We start from the raw sequence: 24,458 nt of genomic DNA, 5'->3' as shown, positions 1-24,458 counted from the left end.
CCCCCACTGCGACGGTGAGGGCCCGCCGGGCCACAGCAGCCCGGCCGAACACGGCCAATTCCGTCGTCATGGGGTGGAGTCGGAAGAAGACGCCAAACACCCTCGGAAATATCTGTCAGCCCGCGGCGCCCGCCGCCGGCGCCAGGCGGATCGCCCCGGCCGGCCCCGCCGTGCGGCGCAGGCCGTACGCCTCGGCCACCGCCGCGGCGAAGGCCTCCACGTCGCCGGCGTCGAACACCCCGCTCACCGGCTCCGCCGCCAGCCGCGGCGCGCCCACGAGCTCCACCTTGCGCGCCGAATAGCGGTTGGCCTCGGCGATCGCCGCCGCCAGCGGGGCGTCGTGGAACACCAGCCGACCGGTGGTCCAGCTCGCCGCCTCGGGCGCGGCCGGCCGCACGCGGCCCAGGCCCGCGTCGGTCACCCGCAGCTGCTGTCGCGGCTCGAGGTCGGCCGCCTCGCCGCGGTCGTCCTCCACCCGCACCCGCCCTTCCAGCAGGGTGACGGCCACGCCGTCCGCCTCCCGCCGCACGTCGAACCGGGTGCCGAGCGCGCGCACCTCCGCCTCGCCGGCGTCCACCCGAAAGGGGCGGGCCGGATCGTGCGCCACCTCGAAGAACGCCTGGCCCCGCCGCAGGAAGACCCGCCGCGCATCGCCCCAGTAGGCCACCCGCACGGCGCTGTCGGTGTTCAGCCGCACCCGCGAGCCGTCCTCGAGCACCACCAACCGCTGCTCGCCGACGCCCGTGCGGTAGGCGGGGATCAGGGCCCGGTCGACCCAGGCCCCGAGCAGCACTAGGCCCAGGGCCCCGCCCGCCGCCACCGGCGCCAGGATCTGCCGCCAGTCGCGCCGGCGCCGCAGCGGCCGCCGCGCCAGGACCTCCCGCGCCGCCGCCTGCACCTCCGGATCGCCGACCAGGGCCCCGGTCGCCCGCCAGCCGGCCTCCACCCGCCGGAAGGCCGCCGCGTTCACTTCGGACCGCTTCCAGGCGTGGAAATCCCTAAGGGCGCGGGTCGTCACGGCCGGCCGGCGCAGCCGCTCGAACCATTCGGCCGCCTCCGCCTCCGCCCGCGAGAGCTCCGCCTGATCGGTCATGCCAAAGCGCCGCCGCTAATCCCGCATCAGGGCGGCGAAGCGCTTGTGGGCCTCGGTCATCCGCGCCTCCACGCGCTTGACCGAGATCCCGCACCGCTCCGCCGCCTCGGCGTAGGTCAGACCTACCACCCGAACCAACAGATACACCTCCCGAACCTTGGGCGGTAGCTCGCGCACAAGTTGCTGCACCAGCACCCGCTCGAGCTGGTCCGGCAGATAGCCGCCCTCGGGCTCCGCGACCCCGACGGTCTCAGGCGCCCGCTCCCTCCGAAACTGATCGGCCGCCGCGCGCCTCGCGAGGGTTGCGAGCAGCGCCCGCGGGTTCGAGATGGCGCCGCTTACGCGGGCGCATCTGGAGAAGGCCTCTTGGACTAAGTCTTCCGCGAGTTCGGCACCGAAGCGACGGGCTAGGAAGCTCTGTAGCCAAGACCGGTGTTGTCTGAAGAGCAGACCTGCGTCTGTGGCCGTCACGATTTCAGCGGCATCAGAGTGGCTGCGGTCGAGCGCTTTTCCCAGGGACACGGCGGGCACCTGCCGAATATCTACTATAGTAGATAAACCCGACCCATCAGCTCCGTCCAGCTTGGCCGCATGGATATGCGGCGACTGGTCGGGAGCAATGTAAGGCGCTTGCGCCTTGCACGCGGCCTTACGCAGGAGCAGCTGTCCGAGCGGACAGGGTTCACCCAAGGCTACATCAGTGAGCTGGAGCTTGGGCGGCGAAATCCAACGGTGGTCTCGCTGTTCGTGCTCTCGCAAGCCCTCGACAGCACGCCTGTTGACCTCGTTACCCCAACTCCCAAGAGCTGAAGCCCATCGCTCGCCGCCTGTGATAGCGGCAGGGGTCCCGTCAACTGAGCGGGCTAGCGGCCGATCACACCTAGTTGGCGGCGACTAAGCAAATGGGTCGGCCTACAGTTGTTGGCCAAGGCGGCCGCACCTGGTCCGCTCGTTCCGGGTGCCTGCCGAGGTCGCGGGCACGAGCCCTGCCGCTTTCGGGTGCAGCGCTGGCTGGCTCACAAGATCATCTCTTGCTGCCTACTTCGCGCGACCCGGCGCCATGCGCTTACGGGCGATCACCGCCCCTGATCAGGCCGGCGCAGAACTCAGAACTTGCGAGCCTGCGTGACCTGCCCCCCGCCGGTCCCTCGATCATTATGAGAGCCCAGGGGGTTGGTAGCTGATCTCCAGCGCCGGCGGTAGCGGCCGGGCGGTGGAGCTGATCAAGTTGCGCAGCCGGCCGGCCGCGGGGTTCAGACGCACGGCTTCCGGGGTCAGTCCGCCGTGCGCCGAGTGCGGCCTGACGTGGTTGTAGTCGAGCCGCCAGCGCTCGATGACAGCCCGGGCCTCGGCGAGGTTGGCGAAGACCTCCTCGTTCAGGCACTCGTCGCGCAGCTTGCCGTTGAAGCTCTCGACGAAGCCGTTCTGCTGCGGCTTGCCGGGCGCGATGTAATGCCAGTCGACGCCGGTGCGGTTGGTCCATTCCAGCATGGCCCGGCTGGTCATCTCGGTCCCGTTGTCGCTAACGATGGTCGCCGGCCGGCCGCGCCGGGCGATCAGGGCGTCCAGCTCGCGGGCCATGCGATGGCCGCCGATCGAGGTGTCGACCACCAGCGCCAGCGCCTCGCGGGTGAAGTCGTCGACGATGCACAGGATCCGGAAGCGCCGGCCCCAGCTCAGCGTGTCGGCCACGAAGTCCAGGCTCCAGCGCTGGTTCGGCCCGTCCGGCAGCGCCATGGGCGCCCGCGTGCCGGTGGCGCGCTTGCGGCCGCGCCGCCTTCGCACCGCCAAGCCCTCCTCGCGGTACAGCCGGAAGAGCTTCTTCTTGTTCATGCTGACGCCTTCACGCTCGAGCAGGATGCCGAGCCGCCGGTAGCCGAAGCGGCGTCGCTCCGCCGCCAGGCCCCGCAGCCGGGCGCGTACCTCCGCATCGCCTGGCTGGGCCACGCGGCGCACTGTCTTCGGATCGACCTGGACCAGCCCGCAGGCGCGCCTCTGCGAGAAGCCGCGCTCCGCCATCAGGCGAAGCACGGCCTCCCGGCGCGCTGCAGGCCCGATCAGTTTTTTCCCAGCAGGTCCTTCAGCGCCGACACGTCGAGCATGGACTCCGCCAAGAGCTTCTTCAGTCGCCGATTCTCGTCCTCCAGCGTCTTCAGCTTCTGGGCATCCGACACGTTCATGCCGCTGTACTTCGCCTTCCACCGGTAGAAGGTCTGCTCGCTGATCCCATGCCGCCGGCAAACCTCCGCCGTCGGGCTCCCGGCCTCCTGCTCCCGCAGCACGCCGATGATCTGCGCCTCGTTGAACCTGCTCTTCTTCACGTCCGTCTCCTCAGGGTGACGGACTCTCACTCAAACCGAGGGATCAGGAAGGGGGCAGGTCACCGCCCACCCTTTTTGCACAAGAGCCCGCAACCAACGATAAGCGGAGCAGAGACAGAGTCGCAAGGGTTGCGCGCTCTGCTGCTGTGGTCATCTCTCCTCGAAGAGGAACTCTTACCAAGTGCTATCGCAACCGTCACGCCCGACGGCAGAGATGGCGTGTCTTTACAATGGGTTCGACTGCCGCGAGGGGGTTCCCTCTCTCGCCGCCACCTGCCGCACTCTCACCCAGATCTCATGAGCGTGTGACAGTCCTCCTGGCGCGGGCACGCCGTCTGTGACGGCGCGCAGTGGTGGCCAACGAGTAGGTAGAATGCCTGAGCTCAGGCGGGCATGGCCTTCTCGGCATCCTGCCGACTTGGAGCGGAGAAGGGCGTGCTGAGCTCCGCATCCCAGGCCTTCGAGGCTTCGCGGTCGTGTTTTGCCTCGTCCTACGTTTTGAACGGACCACACAAAACCCAGCCGCCTGGCGGCTTTGGCGTCGTTTGCCGGAACCAATAGTACCATTCCGTCTGCTGGCTCATCCGCACTTCTCGTTCATAGGCTTGGCCGTCATGTCCTGTGTGGATGGCTCCCGCGTTGCAAGGCTCGATTTGATGTTTTGGCGGCTGGGTCGGGTGCAGTCTTGTGTCCGGCCTGTTGATGCAGTCGTTTCAAGGACTGCTGGCCCTGATGGTGTCCGCAAGCTGGGTCCCACTCTGCTTTGCAGGCTTCGACGCCTTGGACACTACGCGGGGTGTCCCAGCTCCCGGTCTGACCGGTTCGCCATCACTTCACATCGCGCTCGCAACCTCCGGAAGCTGGTCGTCGACGATCAGCTAATCTGTCAGGCGGTCACGCCCTGAGGCGCGCGGTAGACGCCGCCGCGGGCCATGATCGACCAGGCGACACGGGCGGTGCGATTGGCCGCGGCCACCGTCACCACGCGAGCGGGTTTGCGCGCCAGCATCGCAGCGATGCGCGGGTCGACCGAGTCCGGTCTTGTTCGTGCACGGCGCACGAGCGAGGTCATGCCGACGACCAGCAGGCGTCTCAGATATCGATCGCCCATCCGTGAGATCCTCCCCATCCGCTCCTTGCCGCCGCTGGAGTTCTGCAGCGGTGTTAGGCCAAGCGAGGCCGCAAACTGCCGCCCGGAGCGGAAGCGGCTGGCGTCGGTGACTGAGGCGGCAAGCGCCGTGGCCGAGATCAGGCCGACGCCAGGGATGGTGCTGAGGCGCTGAGACAGCTCGTTTGTCCGATGCCAGGTCAGCAGCTCCTTCTCCAGCGCCGTGAGACGGACCTGCAGATCGCCGATCTGGCCCGCCAGGCCGGTGATGACTCGCGCCGCCAGCTCGGGCACGTCCGGCGCAGCGCCTTGAGCAACCCGTGCGGCTAGGTCGAGGGCATGATGCAGGCCGCGCGCCATCTCGATCCCAAACTCAGCCAGGAGGCCGCGGATCATGTTGACCAGCTGGGTGCGCTGCTTGACCAGCAGATCTCGGGTCCGGTGCAGCGCCAGGGCCGCCTGCTGCTGCTCGGACTTGATCGCCACGAACCGCATCGTCGGCCGCGTCACCGCCTCGCAGATCGCCTCGGCGTCGTTGGCGTCGGTCTCGCTGCCACCCACCCGCGAGAAGGCTTCGACCTCGGCGTGCGCCGCCTGCCGCGTTCTGACCGAGACTTCGGACCAGTGCTCGAGGGCGAAGCGGATCCGCCAGGCCGCCACATCGGCGTCGACGGGCAGCAGATCGTAAGACTGGTCGATCAGGGCCGACGCAGCGGGCGTGACGTGGCCGTGGCGGACGGTCTCGATGTAGGCCAGCCGGAGGCGGGCGTTGTTCTGGTAGGGCGAAAGGGCGAGCGCCTGGCGCGCCTTGCGTTCGGCGACGTCCAGCCGCGCCGGCGGCGAGAGGGCCTGATAGGCGGCCTCGTCGACCCCGCCGGTGAGGCCGAGGGCCAGCGGGCCCGCGACCACCGCAGCTCCCGTGTTGAGCGAGACAAGACCCAGCAGGCTGGCGCCGGCCGTCGCGCCGGCGACCGCCAGGAGCAGCGAGGGGAGGGGCGGCGGCCTCATCGGCGCGGCCGCCCCTGCGAGGCGGCGAACTGCAGGCCGAGCAGCAGGCTCCACAGCGCGGCCATGGAATAGGTCTCCAGCGCGAAGTCGAACGCCCCGTGGACGAGGAACACCACGTTGGCCGCCAGCAGGCCATAGAGCGGGCTTGTCAGGCGGCTGCGCCGCAGGGTTCCCTGCAAGCTCGTCCAGATGAGCGCGCCCACGCAGGCGAACATCGGCGCGGCGCCCAGCACGCCGCCCTGCTCGAGCCAGGTGACATAGACGTTGTGCGCCGCGCGGGTGGCCCAGATCTCCTCGATGTTACCGGCGTTGAGGATCAGGCGGTTGACGAGGTCGAACGAGCCCAGGCCGTAACCGAGCCAGGGGGCGGCCTTGAACGCGTCCCAGTGCGCCTGGAACAGCATCGCCCGGCCGTCCTCCGCGAGATCGTCTTCCAGGAAGCGGTCGACGAGGACGTCGCCGCCGACGAAGATGGCGCCCGCCAGGAGGGCGAGGCCCGCCAGGGCGAGCAGCGCCGCGCGCGGCCACGCCTGGCGCCTGCCGAACAGCTGCAGGCCGACAAAGACGGCCAGGCCCGCGGCGGTCGAGGCGAGGCCGGCGCGGGACGCTGTCGCGATCAGCGAGAAGAGGAAGAGGAGGGCGGCGGCCAGGAACGGCGCCATGGCCGTCAGCCGCCGGCCCGGGGGCGCGCCGCGGACCGCCGAGGCGGCGAGGCCGAGGGTCAGGACCAGCAGGACGCCGAAGAGGGTCGCCGAGGTGTTGGCCGCTTCGAACGGGCCTTCCAGCCGGTGACGTCCAACGCCCCGATCGAGGTCGCCGCCCGCCCAGTCCAAGAACGACCAGGCGGCCAGGGCGGCGCCGAACGCCACGATCGTGTTCGCGCCGGCCCGGGCGCGGCTGTCCGAGCCGCCGAGGGCGAGGCCCAGGCCGAACACGGCGGCAAGACCGAGCAGCTTGGTGAACTCGAGCAGGGTCTGGGATTTGTCTACCGTCGTCGCGGCCGTCCCCGCATCGACGTAGTCCCAGACGGGGTGGGGCCCCCCGGGCGCGAAGGGCGTCAGCGACCACAGAGCCATCAGCAGGACCAGGGCGAACGCCGCCGCGGGCAGGAGCGGGGGGCGGAGCCGGTCCAGGTCGCGCCGCAGGCCGGGCGCAAGCGCGGCGCCCGCGAGCGTCAGCGCGGCCAGCAAGGCCAGGGTCAGCGCGGTCTTCGGCAGCATGGCGCCGTAGAAGGCGTGGCCGGCGAAGATCAGCCCGGGCGCCGCCAGCGCAAGCCAGCGCGCATCCTGCATCCACCATCGCGGCGTCCACCACGCCGCCGGACGCCCTGTCTCCGGCCGAATCTGCACGTCGCCCCCGCTCGTCGGCGGAGGAGACCCTACCGGAGGCTGGCGAGCAAGAGAGCGGCGTCGGCCGGCTGGGCGCCGGGGGCGGCCATAGCCCATCGCGCCGCAGAGCCCGCCACCTGGCGCTCACGCCACCGATAGGCGGTCTTGGTCCACGGCAGGACCCAAGGGGTCAGGTTGTCGAGCACGTAGGCGCCGGCGGCCGTCTCGACCAGCAGGACGGCGTGGGCGTCGCCCTCGGGCGTGTTCACGACGGCGATCGACAGAGCCCGCTGGGGAACGCCGGCGGCCAGCAGGGCGCGGCGCTTCTCGAGCACATAGTCCTCGCAGTCGCCGTAGCGGGCGCCGGCGGCGATCGGCAGGCTCCAGAACTCCGGCGCGCCATAGGCTTCGGCGTCGGTCTTCTGGGCGATCGCGCGGTTCACCTGGTCGTTGGCGCGGACGACCTGCGCCCAAAGCTGCGGCGTCAGGGCGAGCGCCTCGGCGGGCGCGGCGGCCGCCGGTTCCGGGGAGGCTTCGGTCGCCGCCTCCACGACGGGCGCCGCCGCGGTCGGCTGCTTGGCGAAGGTCGCCGACCAGTCGAACGAGACCGCCGCCAGCTCCCCGCCGGCGACCGGCGGCCGCGGGGCTGCGGCCGGGCTGACCGCGCCGGTGGCGCCGAAGACGCCGCTCCAGTCGAAGCGGACCGGTATGGGGCCGGCCATCGTGGCCTGCTGGACGCTCGAGTCCCGCAGCGTCGCCAGCTCCTCCGTCGTCGCGCCGCAGTCGGCCGGCTGGCGTTCGCAGAATTCGACGAAGCCGCGCGGGGCGCTCGCTGCGCTCCCCAGCGCCATCGGGGCCGAAGGCTCCGGCATCGTCGCGCAGGCGGCGGCGGAGAGGCCAAGACCAAGCATGAGCGCGTACTGCGCAACTGTTCTGATATAAGACACCACCACACCCCATTTCTTGGGTTGTTGCGTGTCTTTTGCCTCGCTGCGCTTTAACGGCGGCTGTAGAGGTATGATTTATTCAAATAGAACAACTATGGTTCCACGGTTGTTTACCTTAAATGAGTTATGAATATCGGTGATATGAACTTAGTGCCTTGTTAGGCATGCTTTGCGGCGCATCCCGCCTGCTTGGTGCGTCCATGGGTTGCGGCAGGGCGCGCGCGCCGGGTATTTCGTGCGGAGCCCCCGTGAAGTACAAAGCCCGGGTTCGAGGGGACCGCGCGTGCGGGAGCGTTGCTTCATGAAGACCATCGTCGGGCTGCTCGTGGCCGCAGCCCTCATCGCCGTCGGGGCGTTGCTTCCGGCCCAGGCGTTCGCCCAGAAGTCCGAATCCACCCGCGAAGTGCCGGAGTACCGCCTGGGATCGGGCGACAAGATCCGCGTCCTGACCTACGGCGAGGCCTCCCTGACCGGTGAGTTCCAAGTCGGCGGATCGGGCAAGGTGTCGCTGCCGCTGATCGGCGAAGTGGAGGCCGCCGGACTCACCGCCCGCGAGTTCCAGGATCGGGTCGAGGCCGCGCTCAAGGACGGCTACTTGAAGGAGCCGCGGGTCAGCGTCGAGGTGCTGAACTATCGGCCTTTTTATATTTTGGGCGAGGTGAACCGGCCGGGCGAGTACCCCTACACCAACGGGCTGACGGTGCTGAACGCCGTCGCCACCGCCGAGGGCTTCACCTATCGGGCCAACAAGAACAAGGTGTTCATCAAGCGCGCCGACGGGGACGAGGAGGAATCCTTCCCCCTGACCAGCACCACCCAGGTCGCGCCCGGCGACACCATCCGCATCGGCGAACGGTTCTTCTAGCGGCTTCGCTCTACGCCTTGATGATGTGTTCGCCCTGGACGCCGTGGCGGGCCATGGCGTTGCGGGTGTCCACGACCAGCGGGGCCTCGGCGAGGAGGCGGTAGTCGACGGCGTCGTGGTCGGTGGCGATCAGGACGGCGTCGAAGTCCTTGAGCGTCTCCGCCGACAGCGCCACGGACCTGCGGCCCGCGAACTCGGGGTGCTCGCGGGTGACGGGCGCCTCGGGAACGTGCGGGTCGTGGAACGCGACCTTGGCGCCGCGCGCCTCGAGCAGCGACATCAGCTTGAAGGACGGGCTCTCGCGCACGTCCTCGACGTTCTTCTTGTACGCCAGGCCGACGACGAGCACCCGCGAGGCGCTGACCGCCAGCCGGAGCCGCTCGTCCAGCGCGCGGGCCAGCACGTCGACGACATGGTTCGGCATGGCGGTGTTGATCTCGCCCGCCAGCTCGATGAAGCGCGTAGGCACCTCGAACTCGCGGGAGCGCCAGGTGAGATAGAAGGGGTCGATGGGGATGCAGTGGCCGCCCAGCCCCGGGCCCGGATAGAAGGGCATGTAGCCGAACGGCTTGGTCTTGGCCGCCTCGATGACCTCCCAAACGTCGATGCCCATCGCGCCGTAGATCAGCTTCAGCTCGTTGACGAGCGCGATGTTCACGGCCCGGAAGACGTTCTCCGTGATCTTCACCGCCTCGGCCACGTCGGGCGAGGAGACGGGCACCACCTGCTGCACGACGGCGCCGTAGAACGCCTGCACCAGCTCCGAGGCCTGCGGCCCGTCGCCGGCGACGACCTTGGGGATGGACGCGGTGTCGAAGGCTGCGTTGCCGGGATCCTCCCGCTCGGGCGAGAAGCCCACGAAGACGTCGCGGCCGCAGACGAGGCCCGAGCTTTCCAGGATCGGCTTCAGAACCTCGCGCGTCGTGCCGGGGTAGGTGGTGGACTCCAGCACGACCAGCTGACCCGGGCGCAGGCGCCGGGCGATCTCGCGGCCGGTGGTCTCGATGTAGGACAGGTCCGGATCTCGGTGCCGGCTGAGCGGGGTGGGCACGCAGATGACGATGACGTCGCACTCCGCCAGGCGGTCGTAGGCGGTGGTGGCGGTGAGCTGTCCGGCCTTCACCAGCGCGGCGAGCTCATCGCTCGCGACCGCGTCGATGTACGAGCGGCCCGCCTTGATGCGGGCCTCTTTCGCCGGATCGATGTCGAAGCCGATGGTGGACAGCCCCCGCCGGGCGGCCGCCACGGCCAGCGGCAGGCCGACATAGCCCAGCCCGATCACGCCCACTACGGCGCTTCGGTCGGCGAGCACGGCGCGCAGGCGGTCGAAGGGGGTCGCGTCAGCGTCGTCCATGACGCGCCTTTAAAGGCGTACGCTCGTCTGCACAAACCCGCATCGAGCGCCAGCGGACGCTCGCCCGCCCGCCGACGGCGAGGCCGCATCGAGGAGCCCGAGGTCTGAGAGGGCGGCGTGCAGCCGCCCTAGCCGCTCGTAGGCGGCGTCCAGGGCCCGGCGATGGCCCGGACCGTTGACGCGGGCCGTGGGCACCACGAGGCCGTCCGGCCCCTGCCGGCAGAGGCCGAACCGCGTGAGCCGGACCACCCGGCGGCGCACGGTCTCGAAGGGCAGCCTCAGCGACCGGGCGACCCCGTTGATGCTGATCGCCGCCGGATGTCGTCCGGCGGGGGCGCCTCGTAGGTCGCCTAGGCGGCCTCGAGCGCAGGATCGCGCAACACCGGCTCGACGTTCGCCTGGGTGATCGTCACCACGATCAGGGCGTCCACGAGGTCGAGGAGCATGCGGCCGGTCTCACCTTGTCGAGCAGGTGACCGGCCGAGAGGCTCAAGGCTGTGCGCGGATCGGCGGCCGCCATCGGCAATCCCCAAGCCCTCAATGCAGCGCAAGGCCGCGTCCGCCGCGCGGGCGGTATGTCGCCCACCATCCCTTGATTCGGACATTCCGGCAGAGTGGGCGTCCGCCAGCGGCGGCGTCCTCGCCGACGCCGTCATAGGGCGCTGGCGGCGGATCGCCCTTGACGCGGATCAACGAGCGGCGGCGACCGCTCCCCACTGGCCGGCGGCCGGCCCCTGGTTACGGGGGCGGCCTGCAAGGGGTGGGGCGGTTGAAGAGGGGCGCCGAACGATCCTAACCTTGGCGGGCGCGCACCGCCGGGGCTCTCGCGCCATGGGGCCCCTCGGCGGGAACGAGGAGCGTCAGTTGAGTACGACGTCGTCTTGGGTGGACAAGGAGGCCGCACGCCTGACGGCCGCCTTCGTGGCGGACCTCAATGAGATCGGCTTCCTGCGTCGCCCGGAGCGGGCCGGCGCGGCGCCGGGCGAGCGGTCGACCCTCGACGCGGCCATCATGATCGCGATCACCCAGGCCAACGTCGCCCCGCTGCTGCGCGACCCCGATCGCCAGACGGCCTTCGACGGGCTGGATGCGCCGCCGCCCGACGAGCTCCGCCGGCCGGTCAGCATCCGATCGCTGGCGGACTCGCTCGGGCTGCCGGCCGAGACCGTGCGACGCCGCGTCCACCGGATGGCCGCCGAAGGCGTCTGCGTCCTGAGCCCGCGCGGCGTGGTGGTGCCCCAGCGGGTGCTGGCGTCCGAACACTACACAGGCCCCGCGCTCGAGACCTGCGCCCGCCTGGGCCGGCTCTATGGCGAACTGCGTGCGCTCGGCGCGCTCGGTCCGCCGCGCCACCCGGCGGAGGCGCCGTCGCCCGGCGCCTTCCCCCACCGCAGGGTCATGCGCATCTGGGGCGATCACCTGCTGCGATCGTTGGACAGCGTCACCCGCAACCTCGGCGATCTGGTGACCGTGATGCTCCTCCTGTCGATCCTGCGGGCGAACACCGAAGGGGGCCCGGGGACGAGCCCCCGGCCCGTGTCCGTCGCCGCGCTCGCGCGTCGCCAGGGGCTGCCCGAGGAGACGGTCCGCCGGTACATCCTGCGGCTGACGGCGGAGGGGCGCTGCCTGCGGACGACCAGGGGCCTGGTCCTGCCCCCGGACGTCCTCGATCGGCCCGAGTGGGGGGCGTTCACCTCGGCGCACCTTGCCAATCTGCGCCGGTTCTTCGCCGCGTTGGACGCCCAGGGCCTGCTCGCCGAATGGGAGGCGGAGCGAAGCGCCGCCCTGGAGCCGACCCGCTAGCGAGGCGGGCGCGCCCCCCATTCTGGGGCGCCGCGGCGCCCAAATCCCCCAATTCGGGGCGCGCGCCCGGACCCGCGGCCGCGGCCTCGTGATAGCGGCGAGGGCCCTGATCGTCCGTTCCGGGGGGAACCATGCCGCATCACGCCGCGCCGGCTCGCGCGCCTGCCCACGACGCCGAACTGTTGTTCATCCTGTCCGACGTGCCGCACATCGAGGTGCTGCTCGCCGGCCTGCGCGAAGGCGTGGAGGTCCAGGTCCTGCCTGAGTCGGACGACGGTCTGTCCCGCATCGCCGAGGCCTTGCGCACGCGCCGCGGCCTGGAGGCCATCCACCTGGTCTCCCATGGCGAACCCGGAGCGCTGACGCTGGGGTCGCTGCGCCTGGACCGGGCCGGGCTCGGGGCGCGGTCCCGCGACCTGGCCGCCTTCGGGCAGGCCCTGGGGCCCGCCGGCCAGGTGCTGGTCTACGGCTGCCGGGCGGGGGCCGGGACCGAGGGGCGGGCGTTCGTCGCGGCGCTGGCCCAGGCGATGGGCGCCCGGGTCGCGGCGTCGGCCACGCCGACCGGAGGCGCCGGGCTTGGCGGGGACTGGAACCTCGACGTCGCCTCTGACGGCGACGCCGGCAGCCCGGCGGTGGCGTTCGTGACGCCCGCCCTCGAGGCCTATGCCGGCCTGCTCGCCGCCAACACCCCGCCCACGCTCGAGGGCGTGCCCTGGCCCTGGCCGACGGCCGCGGCGGGCGCGACGGTGGAGGCCCCGGACCTGACCGTGGGCGACGCCGACGGCGACCTCCTGGAGGTGACGCTTTCGCCCGGCTTCGGCCTCATCGGCGGGGTGACGGACGAGGATCCGACAATGGCGGGCGTCCAGCTGAGGGGGACGGCGGCGGACCTCAACAGCAAGCTCGCCGGGCTCACCTTCACGCCGGATGCGGAAGGGTTCGCCTGGATCAACATCTCGGTCACCGACGGGATCGACGTCGCCGCCGGATCGCTGATGTACAACGTCTCCGCGGGCGGCGAGGGCTCCGGGGACGGGGAGGGCGGCGACCCGCCCGCCGGCAACCGCGCCCCCAGCATCCTCGTGCCGATCGTCCCTCAGCCGGAGGCGCCGGCCGGCGTCGAGATCGAGGTGCTCGACCCGGTGGTCGAGGACCTCGACGACGATCCGCTGCTGGCGACCTTGACCAGCTACAACGGCGTGATCGGCGGACTGACGGACGCGGACCCGGATGTCGCCGGAATCCAGCTGAGCGGGTCTGCAGCCGAACTCACCGCCCTGCTGTCCGGCATGACCTTCACCGCCGACCGCGGCGACGACCTGGCCTGGATCGACATCGCCGTGAGCGACGGCGCCCTGTCGGCCTCGGGCGTCATCATGATGACCGCCACGGGCGGCAACGCCGCGCCGGCCTTCGCGGGGCTGAACGACGCCGACAGCCCAGCGCCCGTGGCGGCGGGGCGGGCGGTGGACCTGCCTGATTTCACCGTCTCGGACGCGGACGGGGACTCCCTGGTGCTGACGATCATTCCCGGGGCGATCGAGCTGATCGGGCTCGCCGATGCGGACGGGGAGGCCGACGGGATCCAGCTCGTCGGCACGGCGGAGGAGATCAACGCCCAACTCGCCGCGGCCACGGTCAAGGTGGACCAGGGCGGGCTGGACTTCCTTCAGATGAGCCTGGAAGACGGCCGCCAGCTGTTCCCGACCTGGGGAACCTTGTGGCTCAGCGCGCCCCCCAACGCCTCGCCGACCCTGCACGGCCTGACATTGGACGACGTGACGGTCCGCTGGGGGGTGGCCTCGCCGCTGCCGGACTTCACGGTCGCTGACGCGGACGACGATCCGTTGACGGTGACCCTCGTCGCCGAGCACGGCGAGATCGCGGGCGCGGCCGACGCGGACGAGGCCGCGGAGGGCCTGCAGCTCGTCGGCGACGCGGGCGAGATCAACGCCCAGCTCGCCGGCCTCACCTACACCGCGGGGCACAAGGGGCACGGGCTGATCCGGGTCGAGGTCACGGATGGCCGCGACGAGACCATCACCTGGATCAATCTGTGGGCCAAGGCCAACGGAGCCCCGTCCATCTCCGGCGCGCCGGCCGAGCCGCTGAAGGTCCTTGTCGGCGCCCCGGTGGCGCTGACCGGTGTCGCCGTGTCCGACCCGGACGGCGACCCGCTCACGGTCACCCTAGTGGCGGTCAACGGCCTGCTGGACGGCGTGACCGACACCGATCCCGAGCGGGAAGGGGTCCAGCTCGCGGGGTCCGCGGCGGAGATCAACGTCCAGCTGGCGGCCGCGACCTTCACGGCGGCCGCACCCGGTCCGGCGAGGGTGGACCTCCACGTCAGCGACGGCCTGGCGGCCGAGCCCGTGACCCGGGCTATCGAGCTGGACGTCACGGCGCCTTCCCCGCCGCCGGAGCCGGAGCCGCCGCCGCCGCCTCCGCCGCCCCCGACCTCGAACGAGACCATCGACGGCGTGCCGGTGCAGACCGGAACCGTGACCAACCCGGACGGCTCCACGTCCCAGGTCATCACCATCCCGGTCGTGACCTCGACCCGGCCCGAGCAGGTGGGCGATACGACGGTGGCCGACATCCCCCTGGTGACGGGCGGATCCGGGCCGCCGCCGCTGCTTGCCCAAGTCCCCGTCGGCCTCGGGCTGCAGGCGACCGGCCCCGGCGCCCCACAGCCGGCAGGCAATTCGCTCGCCGATCTCATCCGCGCCATCCAGACCCATACGGCCCCCGGCTCGACGGACCAGATCCAGCTCACCGGGGGCGGTTCGGGCTTCCTGCAGGGCCTCTCGCCCGACGCGCCGCTCATCGTCCAGACCCTGACGCCGACCGCGCCGACCGGCGTGGCGCCGCCGACCGCGCCCCTGGTGATCAGCGGCGCTCCGATCGCGCCCGGCACGCCGAACACGGCCCTGGTGATCGACACGCGCAGCCTGCCCTCGGGCGTGACTCTCCAGCTCGACAACGTCGGCTTCGCCGCGGTGGTCGGGGCGGCCCGGGTGATCGGCGGCGCAGGGTCCCAGAGCGTCTGGGGCGACGGCGCCGACCAGTCCCTCTTCCTCGGCGCGGACGACGATGTGCTGCACGGCGGCGGCGGCGCCGACACGGTCGCCTCGGCCGGCGGCGACGACCGCCTGTTCGGCGACGACGGCGACGATGCGGTGTCCGGCGGCGAAGGCGCCGACCAGGTCTGGGGCGGGGCCGGCGAGGACCATGTCCACGGCAACGTCGGCGACGACTTCGTCCACGGCGGCGAGGGGCGCGACACCCTGCACGGCGGTCAGGGCCATGACGTGGTCCGGGGCGGCCAGGGCGACGACATCGCCCTCGGCGACCTCGGCTACGACACCCTCTTCGGCGACCTCGGCGCGGACGTGCTGCAGGGCGGGGCGGGCGACGACGTGGTCTGGGGCGGCGGCGGCTTGGTCCCCGGCGCGGACGCCGGCGACTGGATCGACGGCGGCGAGGGCAGCGACTTCGTCCACGGCAACCAGGGCGACGACACGGTGCTGGGCGGGCTCGGCGCCGACGTCGTCCACGGCGGCCAGGGCGCCGACCGGCTGGAGGGCGGGGACGGTGCGGATACGCTGTCCGGCGACCAGGGAGACGACGTCCTGATCGGCGGCGCCGGCGCCGACCGCTTCCTGGTGTTCGCCGGCGGCGGCGTCGACCGCATCCTGGACTTCGACGTTCAGGAGGGCGACCGCCTGCACCTGGACGCCGGTCTCAGCTACACGCTTCGCCAGGACGGCGCCGACACCATCGTCGGCCTCGGCGGCGGCCAGCGCGTCGTGCTTGCGGACGTGCGCCTGGAGACCCTCGGCGACGGCTGGATCGTCGGCGGCTGACGAGGGCCGCCGGCCCCCGTCCGCGCAGTTCCGGCGCTGCAGGGACAGCCGGCTCGCCCAAAGGCGCTCGTTCGGCGTTCTCCCCCGGAGCGGGTCCGCCCCGGCGTCGCCCTGCGGGTGTTGGCGGGCCCGCAGCTTCCAGAGCTACGCCGCCTGCGCGGTGACGCCTCTTGGCGAGCGGGCGTGTCGGCGCCAACCTCGGGCCTGCAACTGTCTTGCTTCGGGGGTGCAAGCGTGGCCGCGACCGAGCCTTACGACGTGATCGTTGTCGGCTCCGGCGCCGGCGGCGGGATGAGCGCCTACCACCTGACGCGCTCGGGCCTGAAGGTGCTGATGCTGGAGGCCGGCCGCGACTACGACCCGGTCGCCGAGACCCCGATGTACAACACCAACGCCGAGGCGCCCCTGCGCGGGGTCTCGACGCCTGACAAGCCCTTCGGCTTCTACGACGCCACCGTGGACGGCGGCTGGGAGGTGCCGAACGAGCCCTACACCGTGGCCGAGGGCTCCGAGCCCTTCATCTGGTGGCGGCCCCGGATGCTGGGCGGGCGGACCAACCACTGGGGCCGAATCTCGCTGCGCTTCGGGCCGCTGGACTTCAAGCCGAAGAGCCGGGACGGCCTGGGCCACGACTGGCCGATCACCTACGACGACCTCGCTCCCTGGTACGACCGGACCGAGAAGCTGATTGGGGTGACGGGAGCGGCGCCGCCGCGCGGTCTCGTCAACACGCCGGACTCGCCGCCGGGCTGCCTCATGGAAAGCCCGCCGCCGCGCGCCTTCGAGATCTTCTATGCTCGCGCCTTCGAGGCCATGGGCATTCCGGTCGTGCCCATGCACGGGGCGGTGGTCACCCAGGCCATGGAGGGGCGCAACACCTGCGTCTTCGCCACGCCCTGCGGCCGGGGCTGCGCCATCGGGGCGAACTTCCAGTCCACGACCGTGCTGATCCCGCCGGCGCTCGCGACCGGAAACCTGACCATCCGGACCAACGCGCTCGTCTACCAGGTCGACCTGGACCGCACGGGCAAGGCCAAGGGCGTCACCTTCGTCGACCGCGCCACCGGCGCGCACCATTCCGTCACCGCCCGCGCGGTGGTGCTGGCCGCCGGCTCGGGCGAGACGGCGCGCATCCTGCTGAATTCCAAGAGCGCGGCGTTTCCCGACGGCCTCTGCAACGCGCACGGCATGGTCGGCCGCTACCTGATGGACAGCGTGGGCGTGAACGTCACCGGCCGGTTCCCCGCGCTGGAGGACCTGCCGCCGACCAACGACGACGGCATGAGCGTCTCGCACACCTACGTGCCCTGGTGGGGCTACGACCGGCACGAGGCCCTCGGCTTTCCGCGCGGCTACCACATCGAGATCGGCGGCGGGCGGCAGATGCCCTCGATGAGCGTGGCCCGCCTGCTAGAGGACGACGCCAGCGTCGGCGAGGACCTGCGCGCCGCCCTGCGCCGCCGCTACGGCAGCGTGATCAGCTTCAACGGCCGCGGCGAGATGATCCCCAACGACGACTGCTACTGCGAGCTCGACCCGCAGGCGAAGGACAAGTGGGGCATCCCGGTCCTGCGTTTCCACTGGCGGTGGGGGGAGGCCGAGACGCGGCAGGCGGCCCACATGGTCACGACCTTCCTGGAAGTCATCGACCGGCTGGGCGGCAAGCCGGTGGGAGAGGTGGAGCGCGACGGCCGCAAGGCCATCTCGAAGGGCGGCGAGATGATCCACGAAGTGGGGACGGCGCGGATGGGCGCCTCGGAACGGGACTCGGTGGTCAACGAGTACGGCCAGGCCTGGGCGGTCCCGAACCTGTTCGTCACCGACGGCGCGGTGCTGGTCTCCAGCCCGGACAAGAACCCGACGCTGTCGATCCTGGCGCTCGCCTGGCGGTCGAGCGATCACCTGGCGAACCTGGCCAAGCGGGGTGAGCTGTGAGCGATCAGGCCCCCAAACCGTACCAGCGCAAGATCGACCGGCGCACGGCCCTGATCTGGGTCGGCGCGGTCGGCGCGGCCGCCGCCGCCGGCGGGGCCGGGGTCGTCGTCTATCGGCAGGCGGTGGCGCCCGGGCCGGCGGCTGCGGGCTACGGGACCGACCCCAAGCTGAACCCTCCGGTCAAGGCTCCCTGGCCGCGGCTGCTCTCGGACGACGAGCTGCAGGCGGCGGCGATCCTCGCCGACTTCATCCTGCCGGCCACGGCGACCGCGCCGGCGGCGAGCGCGCTGGGAATCCCCGACTTCATCGACGAATGGGTGAGCGCGCCCTATCCGGATCAGGCCGCCGACCGGTCGGTGATCCGCGATGGGCTGAAGGCGCTGATCCCCGACCTGGTGCGGGGCGACGGCGCCCGCCGGTCCGCCGCGCTGGCGGCCCTGCCGCGCTCGCCTGACGAGGCGACGCGCGCGTTCTTCAAGCGCTTCCGGGCGCTGACGGTCGGCGCCTACTACACGACCGAAGCCGGCTTCAGGGACATCGGCTACATCGGCAACGAGGTGCGCACCTCGGACCCGGGCCCTTCGGCCGAGGTCCGGGCGGTGCTGGAACAGCGCCTGAAGGCGCTCGGCCTGTGAGGGGGAACGCGATGCGCGCTGCGGTGCTTGGTCTGGCGATGGCGATCGCGATGGTCGGACAGGCGGCGTCCGCCGCCGACAACACCCTCACGGCGGCCGAGAAGGCGGCGGGCTGGCGGCTGCTGTTCGACGGCCGCTCGCTCGAGGGCTGGCGCGGCTTCAAGACGCCCGAGCCCGACGCGGGGTGGACCGTGACGGACGGAATGCTGGGGCCCGATCCCAAGACCTCCCGCGACATCATGACGAAGGAGACCTTCGGCGACTTCGAACTCGCGTTCGACTGGAAGGTGGGGCCCAAGGGCAACTCGGGCGTGATGTTCCGGGTCACCGAGGCCGGGACGCAGACTTACCAGAGCGGGCCCGAGTACCAGATCGTCGACAACGCCCGGGGCGAGCCGGTGGTCGAGCAGGCCGGGGCGCTCTACGGGCTCTACGCGCCGACGACCGATGCGACGCGCCCGGTGGGCGAGTTCAACCACAGCCGCCTGGTGCTCAGGGGCGGCAAGGGCGAGCACTGGCTGAACGGGGTGAAGGTGGCCGAGTACGACCTCGACTCTGACGCGTTCAGGGCCAAGGTCGCCGCCACCAAATTCAGGGCCTGGCCGCAGTTCGCCGCCGCGAAGTCCGGCCACATCGCCATCCAGAACCACGGCGACCCGGTCTTCTTCCGCAACATCAAGATCCGGCCGCTGGATTAGCCCGCCGCAGGCCCGAAGGCTGGCCCGGTGCTCGCCCGGATCACCAGGCGGTGGGCGAGGGTGACGTGGCGCACCGTGTCCACCCGTCCCGAGAGCACGTCGAGGAGCAGGCGCACGACTTCGTGGCCGATCGCCTCCTTCGGCTGGCTGACGGTGGTGAGCGGCGGGTCCATGTGGCGGGCGTAGCGGATGTCGTCGAAGCCCACGACCGAGACGTCCGCCGGGCATGAGAGGCCGCGGCGGCGCAGGGCCGTCAGCGCGCCCATGGCCATCTCGTCGCTGAAGCAGAAGATCGCCGTCGGCCGCGGCTCGGCGTCGAGCAGCGCCAGCGTCTGGGCAAGGCCAGACTCGATCGAGAAGTCGCCCTGGACGATGTTCAGGCCCCAGGCCCCCCGGCGCGCGGCGGCGGCCTGCACGCCGGCCAGGCGATCGCGGCTCAGGGGGCTGGCGAGGGGACCGGTGATCACGCCCACACGCCGGTGGCCCAGTCCGTAGAGGTGCTCCATCGCCTCGGCCGCGGCGCGGGCGTTGTCGATATGGGCGCTGGGCACGCCGAGCTCGGGACTGAACTCGCAGCCGTTCACGATGGGGGCCTTCGCGCCCTGCGCGGCCACCAGCTCGGCCAGGGCCGGCGGCAGCCGGTGGCCGAGGAAGATCAGCCCGTCGGCCTCCTTGCGGCGCAGCAGCAGCGCGTACTGGTCTTCGCGCGCCGCCTCCTGGCGCGTGTCGCCCAGCAGCACCGCGTAGCCGGCCGCGGTCGCGGCTTCCTCGACCCCCCGGATCACCTGCGAGAAGAACGGGTTCGAGATATCCGGGACCGTGACGAGGATCTTCCCCGTCTTCAGCGTGCGCAGGCTCTTGGCCGCCACGTTGGGCGCGTAGCCCAGCCGCTCCACCGACTCCAGCACCCGCGCCCGCGTCGCCTCGGCCACGCGCTCCGGGGCGCTCAGCACGCGCGATACGGTCGCGGTCGAGACGCCCGCGTCGCGGGCGACATCCTGGATCGTGGCCATAGCTTGCACCGCCGGCTTGAACGTGTAATCGATTACATCGCGCGAGCGGGGCCGCACAAGAGTTCTCGCCGCCGGGGGAGGCGAGGCATGGGCGTCAAGGCTCGGCTGTTTCTGATGATGGTGCTCCAGCTCGCCGTCTGGGGCGCCTGGGCGCCGAAGCTGTTCCCCTACATGGGCATGCTGGGCTTCGCGCCGTGGCAGCAGTCGCTGGTCGGCAGCTCGTGGGGCGTGGCCGCCCTGCTCGGGATCTTCTTCTCCAACCAGTTCGCCGACCGCAACTTCGCCGCCGAGCGGTTCATGGCGGCGAGCCATCTGCTGAGCGGCCTGGCGCTGCTCTTCACCGCCTTCCAGGCGGAGTTCTGGCCCTTCTTCGCCGGCTACCTCGTCTACAGCCTGCTGTACGTGCCGACGCTGTCGGTCGCCAACTCGGTCGCCTTCGCCAACCTCGCCGAGCCGGCGCGGGACTTCGGCGCGATCCGCATGGGCGGCACGGTCGGTTGGATGCTGGTGAGCTGGCCTTTCGTGTTCCTGCTGGGCGCCGGGGCCGAGCCGCAGCAGGTGCGCTCGATCTTCATCGTCGCCGCCGTCGTCTCGTTCGCACTGGCCGCCTACAGCCTCACCCTGCCGCACACGCCGCCCAAGCGCGGCGGCGAGGCCGCGGACCCGCTGGCCTGGCGCGAGGCCTTCCGACTGCTGCGCGTGCCCTTCGTAGCCGTGCTCTTCGTGGTGACCTTCGTCGATAGCGTCATCCACAACGGCTACTTCGTGATGGCGGACGCCTTCCTCACCCAGCGCGTGGGGATCGCCGGCAACCTCTCCATGGTGGTCCTCAGCCTCGGCCAGCTGGCCGAGATCGTCACCATGTTCATCCTGGGCGGCGTGCTGATCCGGATCGGCTGGAAGGCGACGCTGATCGTCGGCGTCCTGGGCCATGCCGCGCGCTTCGCCGTCTTCGCCTTCTTCCCCGACAGCGTGCCCGTGATCGTCGCGGTGCAGCTGCTGCACGGGATCTGCTACGCGTTCTTCTTCGCGACGGTCTACATCTTCGTGGACGCCGCCTTCCCGGAGGACGTGCGCTCCAGCGCCCAGGGGCTGTTCAACCTGCTGATCCTCGGCGTCGGCAGCGTGGTCGCGAGCTTCCTCTTCCCGCACCTCATGGGCCGCCTGACGACGGCGACGGCCGCCGGGCCGCAGGTGGACTACCAGACGCTGTTCCTGGTCCCCACCGGCATGGCCCTCGTCGCCGTGCTGCTGCTCGCGCTCTTCTTCCGCCCGCCGCAGAAGGGGCCCGCGGGTCCCGTCACGCCGTGACCGCTCCACCGACAAGCGAAGGAGGCGCTCCATGCCGTCCATGCCCCAACTCCATCGGCGAGGCTTCCTGGCGGCCGGAGCGGCCGCGGCGGGCCTGAGCATGGCGGGGGAGGCGGCCGCCGCGGCCTTCTTCGCCCGCACCGGCCTGCCGATCGGCGTGCAGCTCTACACCTTCGGCCCGGAGGGCATGAAGGACCTCGACGCGACCCTCGCGGCGGTCCGCGCCATCGGCTACCGCACGGTCGAGATCCCGGGCTTCATGGGCCGCACGGCCGCCGAGCTGAAGGCGGCGCTGGACCGGGCGGGCCTGGCCTGCCCAAGCGCCCACATCCAGGCCCGCGGCGGCTTCGACGGCGACCTGGCCAAGCTGGCGGACGACCTCGCCACCCTCGGCGTCACCCAGGCGGTCATGCCCAGTCCCTACGTCCCCGACCACGCGCGGAAGGCGGCGGAGGGCGCGAGCGGCGCCGACGTCTACCGCCGGATGATGGGCGCCCTGACCGGCGACGACTGGAAGATGAACGCCGACTTCCTGAACGAGAAGGGCGCGGCGCTGAAGGCCTCCGGGATCACGGTCGGCTACCACAACCACAACTTCGAGTTCGCGCCGCAGGAAGGCGCAGGGCAGGGCGGCCCGACCGGCCTCGACATCCTGCTGGCGCGCACGGATCCGGCGCTGGTCACCTTCCAGGCCGACGTCGGCTGGATGGCCGCGGCGGGTGTCGATCCCGCGGCCTATCTGCAGAAGCACAAGGGTCGTTTCACGCTCATGCACGTGAAGGACGTGAAGGCCTCGACCCGGCCGAACTTCGACCTGCGCATGGAGCCCACGGAAGTGGGCTCGGGGCGTCTCGACTGGAAGCGCCTGCTGCCGGCCGCGCACGCCGCCGGGGTGCGCGGCTTCTTCGTCGAGCAGGAGCCGCCGTTCGAACGGCCCCGGCTCGAGGCCGCCCGGATCAGCCACGACTTCCTGGGAGGGCTCCAGGCATGAGCGTCCTGCGGCTGGCCATGGTCGGCGGCGGGCCGGGCGCTTTCATCGGCCCGGTGCACCGCATGGCCGCCGAGTTGGACGGCCGCATCCGCCTGGTGGCCGGCGCCTTCAGCCGCGATCCGGACAAGAGCGCCGCCGCAGCGCAGGCTTGGGGTGTGCGCGGCTATGCCGACTGGTCCGAGATGATCGCCGCCGAGGCGGGCCGCGAGGACGGCGCCCAGGCGGTGGCGGTGGTCACGCCGAACCACCTCCACCTGGCCGTCTCGCGGGTCGCGCTGCAGGCCGGGCTGCACGTCATCAGCGACAAGCCCGCGACCCGGACGCTGGCCGAGGCGCGGGAGCTGGCCGCCGCCGTCGCCGCCTCGGGGCGCCTCTACGGCCTGACCTACACCTACACGGGCTATCCGATGGTGCGCGAGGCGCGGGAGATCGTCCGCCGGGGAGATCTCGGGTCGGTCCGCAAGGTCGTCGTCGAGTACGCGCAGGGCTGGCTGTCGCGGCCGCGCGAGCGCGAGGGCGCCAAGCAGGCCGAGTGGCGGACCGATCCCGCCCTGGCCGGGGCGGGCTGCATCGGCGACATCGGAGTGCACGCCTTCAACCTCGCCGAATTCGTCTCTGGCCGGCGCGTGGAGCGTCTGTGCGCCGACGTCGGCACGGTGGTCCCGGGACGGCGGCTGGACGACGACTGCAACGTGCTGCTGCGGTTCGGCGGCGGTGCGCGGGGCGTGCTGATCGCCTCGCAGATCTCGGCCGGCGCCCGCAACGGCCTGAAGCTCCAGGTCTATGGCGAGAGCGGCGGCCTGACCTGGTCGCACGAGCGGCCGTCCGAGCTCACGATCGACCGGCTGGAGGGCCCCAGCCAGACGCTGCACGCGGCCTCCGTCTATCTGTCGGGGCCGGCGCAGGCGGCCTCGCGGATTCCCACGGGCCATCCCGAGGGCTTCATCGAGGCCTTCGCCAACCTCTACCGCGACTTCGCCGACGCGATCGCGGAGGGACGAGCGGACGCGCACCCCGTGCCCGATATCGAGGAGGGCGTCCGCAGCATGGCCTTCGTGGAGACCGCCGTCGCCGCCAGCCGCGACGAGTCCGGCTGGGTCGCGCTGGACGGGAGGATCGCATGAGGACGCTGAAGGGGCCCGGGATCTTCCTCGCCCAGTTCGTGGGACCGGAGCCGCCGTTCGATCGGCTGGAGACGCTGGCCGACTGGGCCGCGGGCCTGGGGTACGTGGGCCTGCAGCTGCCGACCGGCGTCGGGGGCCTCTTCGACGTGGAGCGGGGCGCCGAGAGCCAGGCCTACTGCGACGACGTCAAGGGCATGCTGGCCGACAAGGGCCTCGCCATCACCGAGCTCTCCACCCACCTGCAGGGCCAGCTCGTGGCGGTGCATCCGGCGTACGACGAGCTGTTCGACGGATTCGCGCCGCCGCAGGTGCGCGGCAGGCCCGCCGAGCGCCAGGCCTGGGCGACGGCCCAGCTGAAGGCCGCGGCGAAGGCCAGCCGGCGGCTCGGCCTGTCCGCCCACGCCACCTTCTCGGGCGCCCTGGCCTGGCCCTATGTCTATCCCTGGCCGCAACGGCCGGCGGGCCTGATCGAGGAGGCCTTCGCCGAACTGGCGCGGCGCTGGCGGCCGATCCTCGACGCGTTCGACGAGGCAGGCGTCGACGCCTGCTACGAGATCCATCCCGGCGAGGACCTGCACGACGGGGCGACCTTCGAGCGGTTCCTGGATGCGGTCGGCGGCCACCCGCGCGCCAGCATCCTCTACGACCCCAGCCACTTCGTGCTGCAGCAGCTCGACTACCTGGCCTTCATCGACCGCTATCACAACCGGATCCGCGCCTTCCACGTGAAGGACGCCGAGTTCCGGCCGACCGGGCGCGCCGGCGTCTACGGCGGCTATCTCGGTTGGGTGGACCGGCCCGGTCGCTTCCGCTCGCTGGGCGACGGCCAAGTCGATTTCGGCGCGATCTTCTCGAAGCTGGCCGCCTACGACTATCCCGGCTGGGCGGTGCTGGAGTGGGAGTGCGCGCTCAAGCACCCCGAGGACGGCGCGCGCGAGGGCGCGCCCTTCATCCGCGACCACATCATCCGCGTGACCGAGCGGGCGTTCGACGACTTCGCCGGCGCGGGCACGGACGCGGCCGCCAACCGGCGACTTCTTGGGCTGGGGGACGCTTGA

General features: G+C 71.6%; 18 protein-coding genes and 1 pseudogene. 11 read left to right on the top strand and 8 right to left on the bottom strand.

What is annotated here, in order from left to right; translation table 11 throughout:
- Positions 1-115: 115 nt before the first annotated feature.
- Positions 116-1,093 (bottom strand): FecR family protein, encoded by a 978-nt coding sequence (locus PHZ_RS11925; protein ID WP_012522724.1) that lies wholly within the window; start codon positions 1,091-1,093, stop codon positions 116-118.
- Positions 1,094-1,108: 15 nt separating this feature from the next.
- On the bottom strand, positions 1,109-1,624 hold the full coding sequence (locus PHZ_RS11920; RefSeq protein WP_049758223.1) for an RNA polymerase sigma factor: 516 nt from the start codon (positions 1,622-1,624) through the stop codon (positions 1,109-1,111).
- Between the two features lie 60 nt (positions 1,625-1,684).
- On the opposite strand from PHZ_RS11920, the gene PHZ_RS22160 reads away from it, so the two are divergent.
- Positions 1,685-1,903, top strand: coding sequence for a helix-turn-helix domain-containing protein (locus PHZ_RS22160; protein WP_083771026.1), 219 nt, complete (start codon positions 1,685-1,687; stop codon positions 1,901-1,903).
- Between the two features lie 345 nt (positions 1,904-2,248).
- On the opposite strand, the gene PHZ_RS11915 is transcribed toward PHZ_RS22160, so the two are convergent.
- From PHZ_RS11915 to PHZ_RS21710, 4 genes and pseudogenes are all read right to left on the bottom strand, one after another.
- Positions 2,249-3,414, bottom strand: a protein-coding gene (locus tag PHZ_RS11915) for an IS3 family transposase (RefSeq protein ID WP_407946656.1) whose coding sequence is annotated in 2 segments (ribosomal slippage) — positions 2,249-3,156 and positions 3,156-3,414 — 1,167 coding nt in all. Because the reading frame shifts where the segments join, the coding sequence is not laid out codon by codon here.
- Between the two features lie 886 nt (positions 3,415-4,300).
- Positions 4,301-5,074, bottom strand: a pseudogene (locus tag PHZ_RS11905) (IS110 family RNA-guided transposase); the annotation flags it as partial.
- A gap of 452 nt (positions 5,075-5,526) precedes the next feature.
- Positions 5,527-6,822 (bottom strand): O-antigen ligase family protein, encoded by a 1,296-nt coding sequence (locus PHZ_RS11900; protein WP_012522721.1) that lies wholly within the window; start codon positions 6,820-6,822, stop codon positions 5,527-5,529.
- A gap of 86 nt (positions 6,823-6,908) precedes the next feature.
- A complete protein-coding gene (locus PHZ_RS21710) occupies positions 6,909-7,709 on the bottom strand; it encodes a transglutaminase-like cysteine peptidase (protein WP_012522720.1) in 801 nt (266 codons plus the stop codon).
- A gap of 397 nt (positions 7,710-8,106) precedes the next feature.
- On the opposite strand from PHZ_RS21710, the gene PHZ_RS11890 reads away from it, so the two are divergent.
- Positions 8,107-8,670 carry a polysaccharide biosynthesis/export family protein gene (locus PHZ_RS11890; RefSeq protein ID WP_012522719.1) on the top strand — a complete coding sequence of 188 codons (564 nt, stop codon included), beginning with the start codon at positions 8,107-8,109 and terminating at the stop codon, positions 8,668-8,670.
- 10 nt (positions 8,671-8,680) lie between these two features.
- Here PHZ_RS11890 and PHZ_RS11885 read toward each other — a convergent pair whose 3' ends face one another.
- Positions 8,681-10,024, bottom strand: a complete 1,344-nt coding sequence (locus PHZ_RS11885) for a nucleotide sugar dehydrogenase (protein WP_012522718.1) — start codon at positions 10,022-10,024, stop codon at positions 8,681-8,683.
- 864 nt (positions 10,025-10,888) lie between these two features.
- Here PHZ_RS11885 and PHZ_RS11880 point away from each other — a divergent pair.
- The 5 genes from PHZ_RS11880 (at position 10,889) to PHZ_RS11860 (ending at position 18,961) form a co-directional block, all read left to right on the top strand.
- Complete coding sequence (locus PHZ_RS11880; RefSeq protein WP_148216849.1) at positions 10,889-11,827, top strand: hypothetical protein; 939 nt, start codon at positions 10,889-10,891, stop codon at positions 11,825-11,827.
- A gap of 131 nt (positions 11,828-11,958) precedes the next feature.
- Positions 11,959-15,693: a DUF4347 domain-containing protein gene (locus PHZ_RS21705; protein ID WP_049758222.1), complete on the top strand. Its 3,735-nt coding sequence runs from the start codon at positions 11,959-11,961 to the stop codon at positions 15,691-15,693.
- 234 nt (positions 15,694-15,927) lie between these two features.
- Positions 15,928-17,628 carry a GMC family oxidoreductase gene (locus PHZ_RS11870; RefSeq protein WP_041373465.1) on the top strand — a complete coding sequence of 567 codons (1,701 nt, stop codon included), beginning with the start codon at positions 15,928-15,930 and terminating at the stop codon, positions 17,626-17,628.
- Complete coding sequence (locus tag PHZ_RS11865; RefSeq protein WP_012522713.1) at positions 17,625-18,263, top strand: gluconate 2-dehydrogenase subunit 3 family protein; 639 nt, start codon at positions 17,625-17,627, stop codon at positions 18,261-18,263. The genes PHZ_RS11870 and PHZ_RS11865 overlap by 4 nt, the downstream gene beginning before the upstream one ends.
- 11 nt (positions 18,264-18,274) lie before the next feature.
- Complete coding sequence (locus tag PHZ_RS11860) at positions 18,275-18,961, top strand: 3-keto-disaccharide hydrolase (protein WP_012522712.1); 687 nt, start codon at positions 18,275-18,277, stop codon at positions 18,959-18,961.
- Here the strand turns inward: PHZ_RS11860 and PHZ_RS11855 are convergent.
- Positions 18,958-19,974 (bottom strand): LacI family DNA-binding transcriptional regulator, encoded by a 1,017-nt coding sequence (locus tag PHZ_RS11855; RefSeq protein ID WP_012522711.1) that lies wholly within the window; start codon positions 19,972-19,974, stop codon positions 18,958-18,960. The genes PHZ_RS11860 and PHZ_RS11855 overlap by 4 nt on opposite strands.
- A gap of 87 nt (positions 19,975-20,061) precedes the next feature.
- Here PHZ_RS11855 and PHZ_RS11850 point away from each other — a divergent pair, with 87 nt between their 5' ends.
- From PHZ_RS11850 to PHZ_RS11835, 4 genes are read left to right on the top strand one after another with little or no spacing between them, the layout of a single operon-like run.
- Positions 20,062-21,285 carry an MFS transporter gene (locus PHZ_RS11850; RefSeq protein ID WP_012522710.1) on the top strand — a complete coding sequence of 408 codons (1,224 nt, stop codon included), beginning with the start codon at positions 20,062-20,064 and terminating at the stop codon, positions 21,283-21,285.
- Positions 21,286-21,316: 31 nt separating this feature from the next.
- Complete coding sequence (locus PHZ_RS11845) at positions 21,317-22,276, top strand: sugar phosphate isomerase/epimerase family protein (RefSeq protein ID WP_012522709.1); 960 nt, start codon at positions 21,317-21,319, stop codon at positions 22,274-22,276.
- Positions 22,273-23,400 (top strand): Gfo/Idh/MocA family protein, encoded by a 1,128-nt coding sequence (locus tag PHZ_RS11840; protein ID WP_012522708.1) that lies wholly within the window; start codon positions 22,273-22,275, stop codon positions 23,398-23,400. The genes PHZ_RS11845 and PHZ_RS11840 overlap by 4 nt, the downstream gene beginning before the upstream one ends.
- A complete protein-coding gene (locus PHZ_RS11835; RefSeq protein ID WP_012522707.1) occupies positions 23,397-24,458 on the top strand; it encodes a sugar phosphate isomerase/epimerase family protein in 1,062 nt (353 codons plus the stop codon). The genes PHZ_RS11840 and PHZ_RS11835 overlap by 4 nt, the downstream gene beginning before the upstream one ends.

The organism is Phenylobacterium zucineum HLK1, assembly GCF_000017265.1.
In the GTDB taxonomy this organism is placed as follows: domain Bacteria; phylum Pseudomonadota; class Alphaproteobacteria; order Caulobacterales; family Caulobacteraceae; genus Phenylobacterium; species Phenylobacterium zucineum.
The sequence above is the reverse complement of the archived record's forward strand: the minus strand, read 5'-3'. Positions and strand labels throughout refer to the sequence as shown.